Origin of the sequence: Sphingomonas sp. (genome assembly GCF_023266535.1) — a bacterium.
Classification (GTDB): domain Bacteria; phylum Pseudomonadota; class Alphaproteobacteria; order Sphingomonadales; family Sphingomonadaceae; genus Sphingomicrobium.
Map to the genome: position 1 here is coordinate 16,174 of NZ_JAHFPY010000023.1, position 17,024 is coordinate 33,197.

Below are 17,024 nucleotides of genomic sequence, written 5' to 3' on the forward strand. Positions count from 1 at the left end.
TTATCAAACTGTGGAAAACTAACTCGTCATTCCCGCGAAAGCGGGAATCCCGATGAACCTTGTATCCACAGAAAAAGCGGGATCCCCGTTTTCACGGGGATGACGAAAAGTGGGACACTGGCTAGCCCAATGCCATGACCATTCAATCGGACCGCTGGATTCGCGAACAGGCCCTGGAGCACGGCATGATCGAGCCGTTCGTCGAGGCGCAGCGGCGCGAAGGCTGCATAAGCTACGGCCTCTCCTCCTACGGCTATGACGCCCGCGTTGCCGACGAATTCAAGATCTTCACCAACGTCGACAGCGCGACCGTCGATCCCAAGGATTTCGCGTCCAACAGCTTCGTCGACCGCCAGACGGACGTCTGCATCATCCCGCCCAACAGCTTCGCGCTGGCCCGGACGGTCGAATATTTCCGCGTGCCCGAAGATGTGCTGGTGATTTGCCTGGGCAAGTCGACCTATGCCCGCTGCGGGATCATCGTGAATGTCACCCCGCTCGAGCCGGGCTGGGAGGGGCATGTGACGCTGGAATTCTCCAACACCACGCCGCTCCCGGCCAAAATCTACGCCAACGAAGGCGCCTGCCAGTTCCTGTTCCTCAAGGGGAACGAACGCTGCGAAACGAGCTACGCCGACCGCGCCGGCAAATATATGGGGCAGCGGGGCGTGACACTGCCGAAGTTGTAGTTCCCCGGCGAAGGCCGGGGCCCAATCATCGCAAGCGAAGCGCGGCGATTTGGATTGCCGCCAAATGGCCCTTCGGGCGTCTGGACCCCGGCCTTCGCCGGGGAACGGCCCAAATCAGCTTTGGTCGTCGACCGGGGCGCCGGGGCCATTCGACTTGATCGACTCAATCGCGTTCTGGGCGCCGGACTTGCTCGAATAGCCCTCGGTCCAGAAAATCTTCTCGCCATTATATTCGAAATAGGCGCGATACTCGTCGCTCTTGTCCGATTTCCGGATCACGAATTTGTGGGCCATCCGAACCTCCTTCTTTGCATCACGTCGCAAGTCGCTAGGTTAATCCAGTTTGTGTGACAATCGGGTGATCCGCCCAAGCGCGCTGCAAGTCAGGCGGGCTGCATTTTCCTCTTCGCCTCGCGCTCCCGCCGGGCGGCATCATGTTCGAGCAGCTCGCGCGAGCGGATGATGGTCTCGACCCAGTCATGGAAAGCGCGCGCCAGATTGGTGACGACGTCCTTCAGGGGCCCTTCCTTGAGGCAACCATCTTCGCCGAAACTGTCGTCGTTGACATGGCCCAGATAGGCTTCCGGCTGCTGCATCACCGGCATGTTGAGGAAGACGCAGGCCTGACGCAGCTGGTGGCTGGCGCCGAACCCGCCGATCGCGCCGAGCGAGGCGCTGATGATCGCAGCCGGCTTCCGGTCCCACACGCTCCGGCCATAAGGGCGCGAGCCGACGTCGATCGCATTTTTGAGAACGCCGGGGACACCGCGATTATATTCGGGAGTGCAGAACAATATTCCGTCCGCGGCAGCGACCTGCTCGCGGAAGCGGACATAAGGCTCCGGCTGCTGGCGCTGAAGGTCGTAATCCTGGTTGTACAGCGGCAGGTCGCCGATCTCGATCGTCTGGCAATCGAGATTGTCGCCGCGCAGCGCGCACATGGTCCGCGCGATTTTGCGGTTGATGCTGTCTTTCCTCAGGCTGCCGACGATGATCGCGATCTTGTAATTGGCCATAGCCACCTCCCGTGCTCCGAACGGCTAAGCGCTCGATACCGCGATTGGTTGCCACTCGCCAGCAACGGCCGGCCGAGCCTAAGCGGCCCGGCCGGATCAGCAGATCATTTTTCTTCTTCCTCGACCTGTTCCCACTGCTGCTTGGTCAGGCAGGTCTTCTTGAACATCCGCGTGCCCGTAACCTTCAGGCTCTTGCAGATTTGCTTTTCACCGGGCGCGGCGGCCTCCGCCGGTGCCTGGTAGCTAGCCGGCGCGGACGCCTGCTCGTTTGAGGCCAATTTCCTTTCCTTGGCCATCGCCGTGGACGACAGCAGCAAGGCCGCCGACAATGTGAGAACTGACGTAAAACGCATGATAAATCTCCCGGTCGACATCCCGATGACAAATGTAGTCAATGGCGGTGGATCAGGCCATCCGCCGTTCGTCGGTTGGTCGATGGAGAAACTGTATTAGTCGAATAGAACACTGAACCGCGGATTAACGCCGCCTTCCCTGGTGGCGGATGTTCGCCGGACGCCCCCTTTTGCCGGTTCGGACCCGGTCCCGGCGCTGGCCGAGTCGCGGCGCTCCGCCGAACTTGCCCTCGGGCAACTCGAAGCGCAGCGCGCCCGATGCCGGATTGGCCTCGACCAGCTTGAGCTCGAGGTGCTGGCCGACGCGGTAGGTTTCGCCGGTCTCCTCGCCGACCAGGGCACGGGCCGCTTCGTCGTAGCGGTAATATTCATTGCCGAGGATCGCTGCCGGGACCAGCCCGTCGCCGCCCAGATCCTCGACCGTGGCGAAGAAGCCGAACGGCTGCACGCCGGTGATCCGGCAGCGCATTATCTGCCCGACCTTGTCGGCGAGGAAGGCGGCGACATAGCGGTCGATCGTTTCCCGCTCGGCCTCCATCGCCCGCCGCTCGAGCATCGAGATATGCTCGCCGATCTCGACCAGGCTGTCCGCATCCTCCTTGGCGAGATCGCCAACCAGCGCGCGGTGGACCAGCAGGTCGGCGTAGCGGCGGATCGGCGAGGTGAAATGGGCATAGCTCGCCAGCGCCAGCCCGAAGTGGCCGAGCGGCTCGGGCGAATAGCGCGCCTGCATCTGCGTCCTGAGCACCTGCTCCATGATCTCCGGCCGGGCATCATGATCATCGCCGATCCGTTCGAGAATGCGATTGAACGTCGCCGGCCGGATCACCTGGCCAAGCGCGAATTCCAGGTCAAACGTCGCGAGATAATCCTTGAGCGCGACCAGCTTCTCGCGGCCCGGCGCCTCATGGACGCGGTACATCACCGGCGCCTTTTTCTTTTCCAGCGCCTTGGCGGCGGCGACATTGGCGGCGATCATATAGTCCTCAACCAGCCGGTGCGCATCGAGCCGCTCACGCGGCGCGACCGACAGGATCCGCCCCTTCTCGTCGAGCATCACGCGCCGTTCGGGCAGGTCGAGCTCGAGCGGCTCGCGTCGCTCACGCGCTGCCAGCAGCGCACGCCAACAGGCCCATAATGGCTTCAGCGCCTTCTCGACCAGCTCCCTGGGAACGCGGCCTTCCAACGGCGGCATGGAGCAGGGAGATGAAGCATTTTCAATGACTTGCTCGCTCGCTGCGTCCATTGCAGCCTGAGCATTCTCATATGCAATATTTGCCGCTATGCAAATCTTGGCACGTGAGAATCTCCAGCTCTTGAGCGCTCCGTCCTTGCCGACATGGAGGTGGCAAGCCATCGCCGCTCGGACCTCCCCCTCTTTCAGCGAGCATATGTCCGACGACAGCTCGTGCGGCAACATCGGCACGACGCGGTCGGGGAAATAGACGCTGTTGCCGCGCGCCCGCGCCTCTCGGTCGAGCTCGCTGCCGGGGCGGACGTAGAAACTGACGTCGGCGATGGCGACGATCGCGTCCCAGCCGTCACCGTCATCGCGCGGGCTCGCCCAGATCGCATCGTCATGGTCGCGCGCATCCTCGGGGTCGATCGCGACGATCGGCAAATGGGTCAGGTCCTCGCGGTCGTCGCTAAGCTGCTGCCTGGCGACATGCCTGGCCTCGACCATCGCCTCGGTCCGGAATTCGTCGCGCAATCCATATTTGTGGATCGCGATCAGGCTGAAGCTGCGCGGCGCGAACGGATCGCCGAGGATCGCATCGACCCGCGCCGTCACGCGCGGCGGGCGGCCCGATGGCTCGGCCAGCACCAGATCGCCTTCCTGCGCCTCCTTCAATTCGGAAATCGGCAGCTCGCGCTTTTCCTTCTTGTCGACCGGGGTCAGATAAAAGCGGTCGCCTTCCCGCCGCACCACACCCAGCACCAGCTCGGCCGAGCGCTGCAGCTTCTTCATCACATGGGCCACATGCCCCTTCCCCGCTTCCTCGGTCCGCGCAAGGATGCGGTCGTTGAGCGCCAGCGCCGACCGCCGTGCGCGCTCGATCACCCTCAGCTTCGGCGGCGGCGTGTCGGCATGCCAGCTTTCCGGCTGCGCCCAGACCTGTCCGTCGTCGACCGACACCACCCTGAGCACCGTCACCCGCGGCACGCCGCCGGCCTTGTGGAAGGCGCGGCCGGGAGCGCTGTCGATCAGCCCCTCGTCGGCCATGTCCTTGAGCAGCGCCTTCAAAAGGATCTTGTCATGGCTGTGGAGGCCGAACGCCCGCGCAATCTCGCGCTTGCCGGCGGGCTGGCCGGATTGCTCGATGAAGTCGAGGATCTGCTGGCGGGTCGGGAGACCCTTGGGAGGTTTGCGGGGCATGTGGTCCCTAATTGGGCGAAGCCGTGCCCGCCGACAATGCCGCACGTCGCGCCAGCCGCTGTTCGCGCCAGACGATGGTCAGTCCGCTCATGATGATGATCGGCGCACCAACCCAGATCCATGGCGTCGGCATCTCGCCGAACAACCACATTCCAAACAGCAACGCCCAGATCAGGCTGGTGTAATCCATCGGCATGACCAGCGCGACCGGCGCCAGGCGGAGCGCCCCGGTCAGGGTCAGCTGGGCAAGGCCGCCGGCCAGCGCCATCACGCCGAGGATCGCCCAGGTCGTGGGATCATGGGGGCGGGCGAACCAGATCATCATCGCACCGAGCGGCACCAGCGAGCTGGCCGCGAACCAGAAGACGGTGGTCGTCGCCCGCTCCGTCGCGCCCAACCGGCGGATGACGATCGTCACCGAGGCGGTCAGCAAGGCGGCAACCAGCGCTACCGACGCCCCCATCAGTGGCACTTCGCCGGTGCCCGGCTGGACAATCAGCAGCACGCCGAGGAACCCCGCCGCGACCGCGCCCCAGCGCCATTTGCCGGTCGGCTCGCCCAGCACCATCGCCGCGAGCACCGTCGAGAAGATCGGGACCGAAAAGCCGATCACCGTCGCCTCGGCCAGCGGCAGCATGATCGTCGCCGCGAAGTTGAGCCCCATCGCGCTGACGCCCAGCGCCATCCGCCCGACATGGGCGCCGACCCGCTTGCTGTGCAGCGACTTGAAGCCCGGCCCCGCCGCGACCGCGCCGACCGCGCACAGCGCCGATCCGCACTGGCGGTAGAAGAGGGTCTCGACGATGTTCACGCCGCGGGTCGAGAGCAGCTTCACCAGCGCGAACATGATCGCCAGCAGCAGCGCGGTGACCAGCCGCAGGGCGACGCCGGCAACGTGCCGCTGCTCGGCCGGGCGGTCGGTTTCGAGGGTGGCAGTGCGGGCCTTCATTGTTCCCCTGCGAAGATGGTGGACCGGGCGCTGTCTCCCAGACAGTGCCCGCATGCCGCCATGGCCCAGACCCGGACTGGCGCTTTAGCGTCAGTCCGGCCATGCTCACGGAGATGAGGCCCGGTTACGTCTACATCATGGCCAGCGGCCGCAACGGCACACTGTACATCGGTGTGACCAGCGAATTGGCACAGCGCGCGTGGCAGCATCGGGAAGGGCTCGTGCCCGGCTTCACCCGCAAACACAACTGCAAGCTGCTCGTTTGGTTCGAGGCTCATGAGGACATCCAACAGGCGCGCCTTCGCGAACTGCAGATGAAGAAATGGAAACGGCAGTGGAAGCTCAGCGAATTTGAGCGAATGAACCCCAATTGGGATGATCTCTATGTCACTCTGTTTTGAGGCTCATGGCAGAGCGTGACTGATAGTGTTCCCCTGCGAAGGCAGGGGCCTAGACCCCGACTGGAGCGCAAGCGAAAGTCGGGCGAGATCACATACTATTGCCACTAGCAGGCTCCTTTCGGAGCCTGACTGGGCCCCTGCCTTCGCAGGGGAACAGTCATTTCGCCGGCTCGGCCGGTCTCACATAAGGTTTGAATGCGCCGCCGGGGACGGCCGAGGCGACCGGGCTTTCGAACCCGTCTTTGCCCACCGACGAGACGCCGAACACCCAATCGTCGACGCGGATGTGGGGCAGAACCTCAAGACACGGCCCTCCCAAGTCCCCAGCGCCGATCTTCAGGCCGGGACCATCATAAGTACCCATGGTGCATCCATCGAGTTTGCGACTGACTGACCATTGATCCGAGTCGGTCCGCCGCCATCGCACAACATAACCAGCCGCAGGTTGAACGTAGGGCCATGTCAAAGTCGTATCCGTACTCACCGCCCCTTCAACCGTCGGCTCCGGCGGCGGCGGGGCGCTGGCGAGCCAGGCGAGCGCGCCGACGTTGAGCTTGGTCACCCGCGCCAGATAGGGGAAATCCATCTTGTCGATGGTGTCGCCATATTCGACACCCTTGTCGGTCCTCAAATCCTGGTGCTGCCAATTGTAATTTTCGACCGCGACCGAGAAGCGCACGGCCGGTAAACCGGCGTTTAGAAACTCGGTATGGTCGCCGCCGCGGCCGAAGCGGTCGTTGCGCCACACCTGCATCACGTCGATGCCGAGCGACGGATTGCGCGCCGCCAGCCCGTCGAGGAAGCGCGAGATGTTGCGCGACGGGCTGTCATTTTCTCCGCCCAGGCTGCGGATCTGGCTCGCCAGCTCCTCATGTCCTTGCCAGCGCGGTCCTTCGGAGAAAATGCGCACCTGCTTGTCGTTGCAGACGCCGTCCGAACCGCAGCTGCTGCCGATGATGTCGTTGTTCAGATTGGCGATGACGTTCCAGCCCTGCGCCTTGGCATAGGCCGCCAGCACCTTGCCGCCGTACAGGCCCTGCTCCTCCCCCGACAACGCGGCATAGACGATGGTGCCGGGAAATTTCCGCTTGCTCAAAACTCGGGCCGCTTCGACTACTGCCGCCGTGCCCGATCCGTCGTCATTTGCTCCCGGTGCGTCGTCCTTGGCATTGAGCGGGTCAGTCACCCGGCTGTCGATATGGCCGGTGATGATCACCACATCGTTGGGCCGCTCGGTGCCACGCTGGATGGCGATCATGTCGCAAACGGGCGTCGGCGTCGGAATCCGCGTTCCGGTAAAAGTATCGCAGGGCCGCTCGGTCGGCAGGCCGAAGCTTTCGAACTGAGCCTTGGTCCAGCCGAGTGCTGCGCCGATCCCGCGCTTGGGGTCGGTCTGCGACGACAAAGTATGGCGCGTGCCGAAGCCGACCAGCCGGGTGACCGTCGCCTTCATGCGTGCGGCCGACACCTCCGCCGCGATCGCCGACACCTTTTGATCCGGCGTTTGCGGCGGGGCAGCTGCGACAGTTACCAGGAGCGGAAGGACCAGATACGCGCGCATGTGCTGCTCCGTAATAGCCCTCCCCCTCGATGGGGGAGGGTTGGGTGGGGGTGACTTCTCCGCCAGCGTTAGCCTTAGCGCAAGTCTCACCCCACCCCCTGCCCCTCCCCATCAGGGGGAGGGGAGAGTGTGCTTGGCAAGCGCCACCGGAGGGGACTAGGGAGCGCCCAACTTCCCATCACCCAAGAGGCTTCGAGTCCCCATGCGTAGCATCGAGCATTTCATCAACGGTTCCTCCGTCGCCGACGCTCCCCGCCAGAGCGATGTATGGAACCCGTCGCAGGGCGAGGTCCAGGCGCGCGTCGGCCTCGGGACATCCGCGACGCTGCAAAAAGCGGTCGACGCCGCGCTGGCCGCCCAGCCGGCCTGGGCCGCGACCAATCCGCAGCGCCGCGCCCGCGTCATGTTCAAATATAAGGAACTAATCGAGGCCAATATGGACAGCCTCGCCGAGCTGCTCGCCTCGGAGCATGGCAAGGTCGTCGCCGACGCCAAGGGCGATATCCAGCGCGGGCTCGAGGTGATCGAATATACGTGCGGCATCCCGCAGGCGCTGAAGGGCGAATATACGCAGGGGGCAGGCCCCGGCATCGACGTCTATTCGATGCGCATGCCGCTCGGCATCGGCGCCGGCATCACCCCGTTCAACTTCCCGGCGATGATCCCGATGTGGATGTTCGGCATGGCAATTGCCTGTGGCAATGCCTTTATCCTCAAGCCGTCGGAGCGCGACCCGTCGGTCCCGGTGCGCCTCGCCGAGTTGATGAAGGAAGCCGGCCTTCCCGACGGCCTGCTCAACGTCGTCCATGGCGACAAGGAAATGGTCGACGCGATCCTCGACCATGAGGACATCAAGGCGGTCAGCTTCGTCGGCTCGTCCGACATCGCGCAATATATCTACTCGCGCGGCACCGCGAACGGGAAGCGGGTCCAGGCCTTCGGCGGCGCCAAGAACCATGGCATCGTCCTGCCCGACGCCGACCTCGACCAGGTGGTCAATGATTTGACCGGAGCCGCCTTCGGCTCGGCCGGCGAGCGCTGCATGGCGCTGCCGGTGGTCGTGCCGGTCGGCGACGACACCGCCGCTGCCCTGCGCGAGAAGCTGGTCCCGGCGATCGAGAAGCTGCGGGTCGGCATCTCGACCGATCCCGAGGCGCATTACGGCCCGGTGGTCAACGAAGCACACAAGCAGCGCGTCGAGAATTACATCCAGATGTGCGTCGACGAGGGCGGCGAACTGGTGGTCGACGGCCGCGGCTTCATGCTCCAGGGCCATGAGAAGGGCTTCTTCGTCGGCCCGACCCTGTTCGACCATGTGAAGCCGCACTTCCGCAGCTACAAGGAAGAGATTTTCGGCCCCGTGCTGCAGATTGTCCGCGCCGACACGTTCGAGGAAGCAGTCCGCCTGCCGAGCGAGCATGAATATGGCAACGGCGTCGCCATCTTCACCCGCAACGGCCATGCCGCGCGCGAATTCGTCAGCCGCGTCAATGTCGGCATGGTCGGCGTCAACGTGCCGATCCCGGTTCCGGTCAGCTATCACAGCTTCGGCGGCTGGAAGCGCTCGGGCTTCGGCGACATCGGCCAATATGGCCAGGAGGGACTTCGCTTCTGGACCAAGACCAAGGTGGTTACCCAGAAATGGCCCGACGGCTCGGCGGCGGGCGATCACAAGGAAGCCTTCATCATCCCGACCATGGCATGAAGCTGGCACTGACGGCGCTGCTGGTCCGCGATTATGACGAGGCGATCGCCTTCTATTGCGGAGCGCTCGGTTTCAGGTTGCTCGAGGACAGCGACATGGGCGACGGCAAGCGCTGGGTAGTGGTTGGCGGCGAGAACGGCGGGGCGCTGCTGCTGGCCAAGGCGAAGAAGCCCGAGGAGCTGGCCGCGGTAGGCAATCAACATGGCGGCAGGGTCGGCCTGTTCGCCCACACCGACGATTTCGTTGCCGTACAGCAACGGCTCATCAGGGCTGGCGCAATATTCGAGGGTGAGCCGCGCCAAGAACCCTATGGCACGGTCGCCGTGTTCCGCGATTTGTACGGCAATCGATGGGATTTGATCGAACCGGGGAATGGCGGTGCATCTTAATCTGGGTTAAGACGTTGGTTCGGACATGAAACAGATTTTCGCCGCGGCATTATTCTTCGCCCTGGCTGCCTGCCAGCAGGGCAATAATGACAATATCGCGATCGACGACACCAACACGGCCAATGCCGAGATCGAAACCCTGCCGCCCGACGAGACGGTTTCCAATGTCGCCGACGACGAAGGCGATTCCACCACCGCTGTTGCTCCAGTCATCCCGGCCGCCTTCCGCGGCCGCTGGGGCATGGTCCCCGCCGACTGCACTTCGACCCGCGGCGACGCCAAGGGCCTGATCATCATCGACGACGACAGCATCAAATTCTTCGAAAGCAATGCCGTGTTGACCAAGGTCACGCAGAGCGCGCCGGAGAATTTCACCGGTACCTTCGCCTTCTCCGGCGAGGGTGAGAGCTGGACCAACAGCCAGAATCTCAAGCTCGGCGGCAGCAGCAACACGCTGCTCCGCAAGCAATCGGACATCGCCCAGCCCTTTACCTACCAGCGCTGCGCCTGATAGGCCGCGCGGCCATGAAGCCGATTGTCGTCGCCGCGTCCCTGCTCCTCCTGACCCTCGCCGCCTGCGGCGGTCCCAGCGACGAAGATGTGCTGACCGCCGACAAGATCCGCGCGTCCGAATCCGCGCCCGAACTCCCCGAAATCCAGCTCAGCGAAAATCCCGAACCGCCAGCGGCTCCTCCGCCGGTCGAGAACGAGCTAGCCAATGAGGTCGGCAATGAAGTCGACGGCAATGCGGTTGAGGCCGGCGTTCCGGGCAACGTCCCGCCCGCTTTCCAAGGCCTGTGGGGCGTTGCCGCGTCCGACTGCCAGCCCGGCACGGTCACCGGCAACGCCATATTGCTGACCGACGACCAGATGATTTCGACCGGCGCCGTCGCCTCGCTCGGCGGAGTGCTGGCGGATTCGCCGGGCCGCTTCGACGGCCGCTTTGTCGGCGACGGCGGCTATGAGGCGCGCGAGAGCTTCACCTTGGGCGGCGGCGGCAATCGCCTGACCCGAAACGGCAGCACCGTCTACCAGCGCTGCCTCGGCGCTCGGACCTCTGGATAAGCTTTTGGCCCGGTGCTAGGCGCGCTGGCCATGACCCAGTTCGACCTGACCGACGACCAGCGCCAGATCCAGGAAATGGCGCAGAAGTTCACCGCCGACGCGATCACGCCATTCGCGGCCGAGTGGGACGAAAAGCATATCTTCCCCAAGGACACGATCCGCCAGGCGGCCGAGCTCGGCTTCGGCTCAATCTATGTCAGCGAGGAAAGCGGCGGGATCGGCCTCGGACGGCTCGAGGCGGCGCTGATCATGGAAGCCATGGCCTATGGCTGCCCGTCGACCAGCGCCTTCATCTCGATCCACAATATGGCGAGCTGGATGATCGACCGCTTCGGCTCGGACGAGCTGAAGCAGAAATATCTCCCCTCGCTGATCCCGATGGACAAGATCGCCAGTTACTGTCTGACCGAGCCTTCCTCGGGTTCCGACGCGGCGGCGCTCAAGACCAAGGCCGTGCTCGACGGTGACCATTATGTCGTCTCCGGCAGCAAGGCGTTCATCTCGGGCGGCGGCGAGAATGAGATTTACGTCTGCATGGTCCGCACCGGCGTGGACGGTCCCAAGGGGATCAGCTGCCTGGTGATCGAGAAAGACATGCCGGGCGTCAGCTTCGGCGCCAACGAGAAGAAATTGGGTTGGCATTCGCAGCCGACCGCGCAGGTCAATTTCGACGAAGTCCGCGTACCCGTTTCCAACCGCGTCGGCGGCGAGGGTGAAGGCTTCCGCATCGCCATGATGGGCCTCGACGGCGGCCGCCTCAATATCGGCGCCTGCTCGCTGGGGGGGGCGCAGCGCTGCCTCGACGAGGCGGTCAAATACACCAAGGAACGCAAGCAGTTCGGCACCGCCATCGCCGACTTCCAGAATACCCAGTTCATGCTGGCCGACATGGAGACCGAGTTGCAGGCCGCGCGATATTTGCTCTACGTCGCCGCCACAAAGGTCACCGCAAATGCGCCCGACAAGACGAAATTCGCAGCGATGGCCAAGCGCCTCGCCACCGACAGCGGCTCGTCGATCGTCGACCGGGCACTGCAGCTGCATGGCGGCTATGGCTATCTGCAGGATTATCCGATCGAGCGCTTCTGGCGCGACCTTCGGGTCCACTCGATCCTCGAGGGCACCAATCAGGTGATGCGAATGATCGTCGGTCGGGAGCTCATCCGCCAGTGACATCCGCCTTTGCCTTCGGCGACCTCAGCCGCCAGCTGCAGGTAGCGGCCGAAAAGATGATGGCCGGCGGCGTCAAGCCGGCGCTGCCGTTCGATCCGCTCGCCATCGCCCAGGCGACCAGCGAATTCGCCTTCGGCCTGGCGATGAAACCGGCCGAACTGATGGAAGTGCAGATTGCCGCCGCCAAGCAATGGGGCGACTATTGGGCCGGGACGATGGCCGGGACGATCGGCGAAAAGCCGCGCGACCGCCGCTTCAATGCGCCCGAATGGCAGGACGACGCTTACTATCGCGCGATCCGCGACGCCTATCTGCTGGCATCCAAGCAATTGCGCGACGTGGTGTCGCTGGGCGAAGGCAATGCCAGCACCACGGCGATGGCGAGCTTCCTGCTCGACCAATATCTGAACGCCATCTCGCCGGCCAATTTCGCCGCGACCAACCCCGAAGTGGTCAAGCGGACCAAGGAGACCAACGGCGCCAATCTGGTCCAGGGCTTCGCCCACCTGATCGAGGATGTCGCCAGCGGCAAGGGCATCGTCCAGCGCAGGACCGATCCGACCGCGTTCGAGAAGGGCAAGACCATCGCCGCCACGCCGGGCGAGGTGGTCTATGAAAACGACCTCTTCCAGCTGATCCAGTACACGCCGGCCACCGCCAAGGTTGCGGCCGAGCCGTTGCTGTACGTCCCGCCTTTGGTCAATCGCTACTACATGATCGACCTCGTGCCGCGGCAGAGCCTGGTCAAATGGCTGGTCGACGAGGGCCGCACCGTGTTCGTCATCAGCTGGGTCAACCCAAGCGACAAGCACAAGAATAAGGGCGTCGGTGACTATGTCCTCGAAGGGATCGTCGAGGCGATCGGCCAGGTTCGCGGCCGCACCGGCACCTCGCCTGACCTGTTCGCTTTCTGCCTCGGCGGCACTTTGGTCGCGATCGCGCTGGCCTGGCTGGCCGCCAGGAAGCGTGCCGACGAGGTCAATTCGGCGACGTTGATCGGCAGCCTCGTCGACTTCGCCGACATGCGCGACTGGTCGGCCTTCGTCCATGAAGGGCATTTGGCGGCGCTCGAGGATTATCTCGAAGACCAGGGGTTCATCGACAGCCTCGAGCTGCAGCGGCTGTTCGCCGCGATGCGCGCCAACGATCTCATCTGGTCGTCGGTGGTCAATCACTATTTGCTCGACCGGCCCGCGCCGCCGAGCGACCTCCTCTACTGGTTCGAGGACGGGGCGCGCATCCCGGCGAAGTTCCTCACGGGCTACAACCGCGACTTGCTGTTGAACAACAAACTCAAGGAGCCGGCCGGCTTCGCCGTCGGCGGCGTGCCAATCGACCTCGCCGAGATCAAGACGCCGATGCTGGTGATCGCGCTGAAGGACGACCATGTCTCGGCCTGGGAAGCGGTCTATCGCGGTGCGCGCGATGTCGGCGCCGATTTCATCCTCGGCGGATCGGGCCATAATGCCGGGGTAATCAACCCGCCCGCCGCCAACAAGCATGGCTTTTGGACCAGCGACGAGAGGCCCGCCGATGCCAAGGCTTGGCTGGAAGGCGCCACTCGCCATGAAGGCAGCTGGTGGCCGACCTGGACCAGGTGGCTGACCGATCATGGTTCGAAAAAGTCGGTCCCGGCCCGCGCCATCAAGGACGGCATCGAGCCCGCCCCGGGCCGCTATGTGATGATGAAATGAATTTGATGACCGATGTGACCGCCGACGTTCTGTGCCAGAAGGAAGGGCTCGCCGGCCGCCTTCGCCTCAACCGCCCCAAGGCGCTGCATAGCCTCAACCGCCAGATGGTCCGCGACATGGCCAGCGCGCTGATCGAATGGCGGAGCGACCCTGACGTCCGCATCATCCTGATCGATCATACCGAGGGTCGGGGCTTCTGCGCCGGCGGCGACGTGGTCGACATCAGCCTCAACGTCGAAGGCGCCGACGCCGCTGCCCGGGCCTTCTTCTTCGACGAGTATCGGCTCAATCACCTCGAATATACTTACCCCAAGCCCGGCGTCGCCTTCATGGACGGCATCACCATGGGCGGCGGGGTCGGCATCGCCTGCCCGTGCCGCTTCCGCGTCGCCACCGAGCGCACCGTGCTGGCCATGCCCGAGACGACCATCGGCATCTTTCCGGACGTCGGCGGCGGGCGGTACTTGTCGCGGCTGCGCGGACGGCTCGCCCAGTTCCTGGCGCTGACCGGGGCGCGGCTCGACGGCGCCGAATGCAAGGCCCTGCGTCTCGCCACCCATTACATCCGCTCCGACCGGCTCGAAGAGGCCAAGGAGCGGATCATGGCCCAGCCGTTCCGAGTCGAAGCCATCCTCGACGAGCTATCCGAAGACGAAATCCCGCCGGCGCGGATCCGGTCGAACATCCAGAAGATCGACCGCTATTTCGCCAGCGACCGGATCGAGGAAATTCTCGACGCGCTCGATGTCGGCGGCGAGGAAGGCGACCAATGGGCCGCGACCGAAGCCGCCACCATCCGCAGGAAGTCGCCGATGGCCTGCAAGGTCAGCCTGAAGCTGCTGCAGGAAAGCCCCTACCAGCTGCACTTCGTCGACGAGATGCGAATGGAATATGGCATCATGGTCCGCCTGATCCATCATCCCGACTTCAAGGAGGGCGTCCGCGCCCTGCTGATCGACAAGGATAATGCGCCCAACTGGCATCCGACCCGGCCCGAGGTGATCGGCGACGCGGAGGTCGAAGCTTTTTTCGAGCCGCTGCCGGTCGAGGAGCAGTGGCGGCCGTTGGATTTTTGACGGTCCCAACAGGCCGTCATCCCGGACTTGATCCGGGATCCGCCTTTTCTTCAGGCGGCCAAAGTCTAAGGCAGACCCCGGCTCAGGGCCGGGGTGACGAGAGGTAAGCGAATGTCGAATTACGAAACCATCCTGGTTGAGAAAAAGGGCGCGGTGACCCTGGTCACCTTGAACCGCCCGCAGGCGCTCAATGCCTTGAATTCGACCGTGCTCAAGGAACTGATCGACGCCTTCGCCGCCTATGACGCCGATCCCGGCCAGCGCTGCCTGGTCCTCACCGGCAGCGAGAAAGCCTTCGCCGCCGGCGCCGACATCAAGGAGATGCAGGGCCAGGGTTTCGCCGACATGTATGGGTCGGACTTCTTCAAGGGCTGGGAAAAGGTCACCGCGACCCGCAAGCCGTGGATCGCCGCGGTCGCCGGCTTCGCGCTCGGCGGCGGTTGCGAAGTGGCGATGATGGCCGACTTCATCATCGCCGCCGACAGCGCCAAGTTCGGCCAGCCGGAGATCAAGCTCGGCGTTTCTCCCGGCATGGGCGGGTCGCAGCGCCTCACCTGGGCGGTCGGCAAGGCCAAGGCGATGGAGATGTGCCTGACCGGCCGGATGATGGGCGCCGAGGAAGCCGAGCGCTCGGGCCTGGTAGCCAGGGTCGTCCCGGCCGCCGACCTGATCGACGAAGCGCTGAAGACCGCCGGGACAATCGCCAGCATGGCCCCGCTCGCCGCCATCGCCAACAAGGAAATGGTCAACGCCGCTTTCGAAATGGGGCTGGCCCAGGGGATTAACTTCGAACGGCGGCTGTTCCACGGCCTGTTCGGCACCGAGGATCAGAAGGAAGGAATGACCGCCTTCGTCGACAAGCGCCCGGGCAATTGGACGGGGCGTTAAAGGACGGCCGATGGCCACCTACTATCGAACGATCGCTTATTTTATGCGCGCTTTCATCGTGATTGCTCTGCTATTCTTCGTTTTGATCCCGCTCAGCTGGTGGCGAAATGCGGAGCGGTTTCCAGAACATTGGTGGGCCGCCTACGTTCTCGGAATCCCTATCGTCGTAGTGTGCTGGATGGCTAGCACGGCAGTTTTACGAATGGCCTCAAGGAGCAAGTAATGGCACGCGTCGCATTTATCGGGCTGGGGCATATGGGCGGGGGCATGGCGCCCAACCTCGCCAAGGCCGGGCACGAAGTCCGTGCCTTCGACCTCAGCGAGGAAGCACTGGCCCATGCGGTCGAGCGCGGCTGCAAGCGCGCCAAGTCGACCGACGAGGCGGTCAAGGACGCCGACGCCGTCGTCACCATGCTCCCGGCGGGCAAGCATGTCGCCGAAGTCTATCGCAGCCATGTGTTCGGAAAGGCCCCGACAAGTGCCATCCTGATCGACTGTTCGACCATCGACGTCGCCACCGCCAAGGCGGTCGAGGCGGAAGCGCAGGCCCAGGGCTACACCATGGTCGATGCGCCGGTGTCCGGCGGCATTGCCGCCGCCGAGGGCGGCACGCTGACCTTCATGGTCGGCGGCAGCGATGACGGCTTCGGGAAGGCCCGCGAATATCTGGACAAGATGGGCAAGGCGGTGATCCACGCCGGTGACGCCGGTTCCGGCCAGGCCGCCAAAATCTGCAACAATATGCTCTTGGGCGCGACCATGGCCGCGACCTGCGAAGCGTTTGTGCTGGCGGAGAAGCTCGGGCTCGACCTTCAGACCTTCTACGACATCTCGTCCAAGGCGAGCGGCCAAAGCTGGTCGATCACCAGCTACTGCCCGGTCCCCGGCGTTGGTCCGGAAACCCCGGCCGACCGCGGCTATGAGGGCGGGTTCGCCGCCGCGCTGATGCTCAAGGATCTGAAGCTGGCGATGGAGGCGGCACAGAAAGCGGGAGCCTACACGCCGATGGGCGGCGAGGCCGAGGAGCTTTACCAGCGGTTTGTCGATCGCGGCGGCGCCAATAAGGACTTCTCGGCGCTGATCAAGATGATCGACGACAGCTGGGTTCCGCCCGCTTGATTAAGCTGCCGTCCGAGACCACATCGCGGCCATGCTGATCGAGATCGAAAAGACGCCCAACCCGGCGACCCGCAAGTTCCTGCCCGGCCGCACCGTGATGGAAATGGGCGGGCGCGATTTCACCAATGCCGACGCCGCCGAAGCCAGCCCGCTGGCCGAGGCGCTGTTCTCGACCGGCATGGTCGACGGCGTCTATTTCGGCCGCGACTTCGTTTCGGTCTCGGCCGCGCCGACGGTCGAATGGGACCAGCTGGAGCCGGAGGTCCTGTCCGTCCTGCTCGACCATTTCATGCTCGACGCGCCCTTGTTCAGGCAGGGCAGCGCGGCGGGCATCGAGGTTGCTGCCGACGAGGCGATCAGCATCGAAGAAGACCCGGCCGATGCCGACATCATCGAGCAGATCAAGGAATTGCTCGACACCCGCGTCCGCCCGGCGGTCGCGCAGGACGGCGGCGACATCGTCTACAAGGGCTATCGCGACGGCAAGCTCTACCTCGGCATGCAGGGCGCCTGCTCGGGCTGCCCGTCATCGACCGTCACGCTGAAGCGCGGGGTCGAGAGCCTGATCA

18 protein-coding genes are annotated in these 17,024 nt (G+C 64.3%); 12 read left to right on the plus strand and 6 right to left on the minus strand.

From position 1 onward, the window contains the following. Positions 1 to 134 precede the first annotated feature (134 nt). Positions 135 to 689 (plus strand): dCTP deaminase, encoded by a 555-nt coding sequence (dcd, locus tag Q0C64_RS05240; protein WP_294121303.1) that lies wholly within the window; start codon positions 135 to 137, stop codon positions 687 to 689. Between the two features lie 114 nt (positions 690 to 803). Here dcd and Q0C64_RS05245 read toward each other — a convergent pair whose 3' ends face one another. The 5 genes from Q0C64_RS05245 to Q0C64_RS05265 all read right to left on the minus strand — a co-directional run bounded on the left by Q0C64_RS05245 (position 804) and on the right by Q0C64_RS05265 (position 5,384). After that, the gene (locus tag Q0C64_RS05245; protein WP_294121304.1) at positions 804 to 983 is read right to left on the minus strand and encodes a DUF1508 domain-containing protein; all 180 of its coding nucleotides are present in this window, start codon (positions 981 to 983) and stop codon (positions 804 to 806) included. Positions 984 to 1,072: 89 nt separating this feature from the next. Then, positions 1,073 to 1,705, minus strand: a complete 633-nt coding sequence (locus tag Q0C64_RS05250; protein WP_294121305.1) for an NAD(P)H-dependent oxidoreductase — start codon at positions 1,703 to 1,705, stop codon at positions 1,073 to 1,075. Between the two features lie 104 nt (positions 1,706 to 1,809). Further along, a complete protein-coding gene (locus Q0C64_RS05255) occupies positions 1,810 to 2,058 on the minus strand; it encodes a hypothetical protein (RefSeq protein ID WP_294121306.1) in 249 nt (82 codons plus the stop codon). A gap of 124 nt (positions 2,059 to 2,182) precedes the next feature. After that, positions 2,183 to 4,435, minus strand: coding sequence for a VacB/RNase II family 3'-5' exoribonuclease (locus tag Q0C64_RS05260; protein WP_294121307.1), 2,253 nt, complete (start codon positions 4,433 to 4,435; stop codon positions 2,183 to 2,185). A gap of 7 nt (positions 4,436 to 4,442) precedes the next feature. Further along, entirely contained in the window at positions 4,443 to 5,384 is a 942-nt protein-coding gene (locus Q0C64_RS05265; protein ID WP_294121308.1) for a DMT family transporter, read from the minus strand. A gap of 101 nt (positions 5,385 to 5,485) precedes the next feature. Between Q0C64_RS05265 and Q0C64_RS05270 the strand changes: the two genes are divergently transcribed. Further along, positions 5,486 to 5,785, plus strand: a complete 300-nt coding sequence (locus Q0C64_RS05270) for a GIY-YIG nuclease family protein (protein WP_294121310.1) — start codon at positions 5,486 to 5,488, stop codon at positions 5,783 to 5,785. A 157-nt stretch (positions 5,786 to 5,942) separates the two neighbouring features. Here the strand turns inward: Q0C64_RS05270 and Q0C64_RS05275 are convergent, their stop codons facing one another. Next, positions 5,943 to 7,346: a M28 family peptidase gene (locus Q0C64_RS05275; protein ID WP_294121312.1), complete on the minus strand. Its 1,404-nt coding sequence runs from the start codon at positions 7,344 to 7,346 to the stop codon at positions 5,943 to 5,945. Positions 7,347 to 7,548: 202 nt separating this feature from the next. On the opposite strand from Q0C64_RS05275, the gene Q0C64_RS05280 reads away from it, so the two are divergent. The 10 genes from Q0C64_RS05280 to Q0C64_RS05325 all read left to right on the plus strand — a co-directional run. Next, the gene (locus tag Q0C64_RS05280; protein WP_294121314.1) at positions 7,549 to 9,051 is read left to right on the plus strand and encodes a CoA-acylating methylmalonate-semialdehyde dehydrogenase; all 1,503 of its coding nucleotides are present in this window, start codon (positions 7,549 to 7,551) and stop codon (positions 9,049 to 9,051) included. Next, positions 9,048 to 9,440, plus strand: a complete 393-nt coding sequence (locus Q0C64_RS05285; RefSeq protein ID WP_294121315.1) for a VOC family protein — start codon at positions 9,048 to 9,050, stop codon at positions 9,438 to 9,440. The genes Q0C64_RS05280 and Q0C64_RS05285 overlap by 4 nt, the downstream gene beginning before the upstream one ends. Positions 9,441 to 9,465: 25 nt before the next feature. Further along, on the plus strand, positions 9,466 to 9,951 hold the full coding sequence (locus Q0C64_RS05290; RefSeq protein ID WP_294121317.1) for a hypothetical protein: 486 nt from the start codon (positions 9,466 to 9,468) through the stop codon (positions 9,949 to 9,951). A gap of 14 nt (positions 9,952 to 9,965) precedes the next feature. Next, positions 9,966 to 10,505, plus strand: coding sequence for a hypothetical protein (locus Q0C64_RS05295; RefSeq protein WP_294121319.1), 540 nt, complete (start codon positions 9,966 to 9,968; stop codon positions 10,503 to 10,505). A 30-nt stretch (positions 10,506 to 10,535) separates the two neighbouring features. Then, the gene (locus tag Q0C64_RS05300) at positions 10,536 to 11,678 is read left to right on the plus strand and encodes an acyl-CoA dehydrogenase family protein (protein WP_294121321.1); all 1,143 of its coding nucleotides are present in this window, start codon (positions 10,536 to 10,538) and stop codon (positions 11,676 to 11,678) included. After that, positions 11,675 to 13,372: a class I poly(R)-hydroxyalkanoic acid synthase gene (locus Q0C64_RS05305; RefSeq protein WP_294121323.1), complete on the plus strand. Its 1,698-nt coding sequence runs from the start codon at positions 11,675 to 11,677 to the stop codon at positions 13,370 to 13,372. Before Q0C64_RS05300 ends, Q0C64_RS05305 begins: the two co-directional genes overlap by 4 nt. Before the next feature lie 5 nt (positions 13,373 to 13,377). Continuing rightward, positions 13,378 to 14,448, plus strand: a complete 1,071-nt coding sequence (locus Q0C64_RS05310; RefSeq protein WP_294121325.1) for an enoyl-CoA hydratase/isomerase family protein — start codon at positions 13,378 to 13,380, stop codon at positions 14,446 to 14,448. Between the two features lie 111 nt (positions 14,449 to 14,559). After that, positions 14,560 to 15,336: an enoyl-CoA hydratase gene (locus Q0C64_RS05315; protein ID WP_294121326.1), complete on the plus strand. Its 777-nt coding sequence runs from the start codon at positions 14,560 to 14,562 to the stop codon at positions 15,334 to 15,336. Between the two features lie 222 nt (positions 15,337 to 15,558). After that, positions 15,559 to 16,455: a 3-hydroxyisobutyrate dehydrogenase gene (mmsB, locus tag Q0C64_RS05320; RefSeq protein WP_294121327.1), complete on the plus strand. Its 897-nt coding sequence runs from the start codon at positions 15,559 to 15,561 to the stop codon at positions 16,453 to 16,455. A gap of 31 nt (positions 16,456 to 16,486) precedes the next feature. Next, positions 16,487 to 17,024: NifU family protein (locus Q0C64_RS05325; RefSeq protein ID WP_294121328.1), on the plus strand; the 538-nt coding region annotated here is incomplete at its 3' end.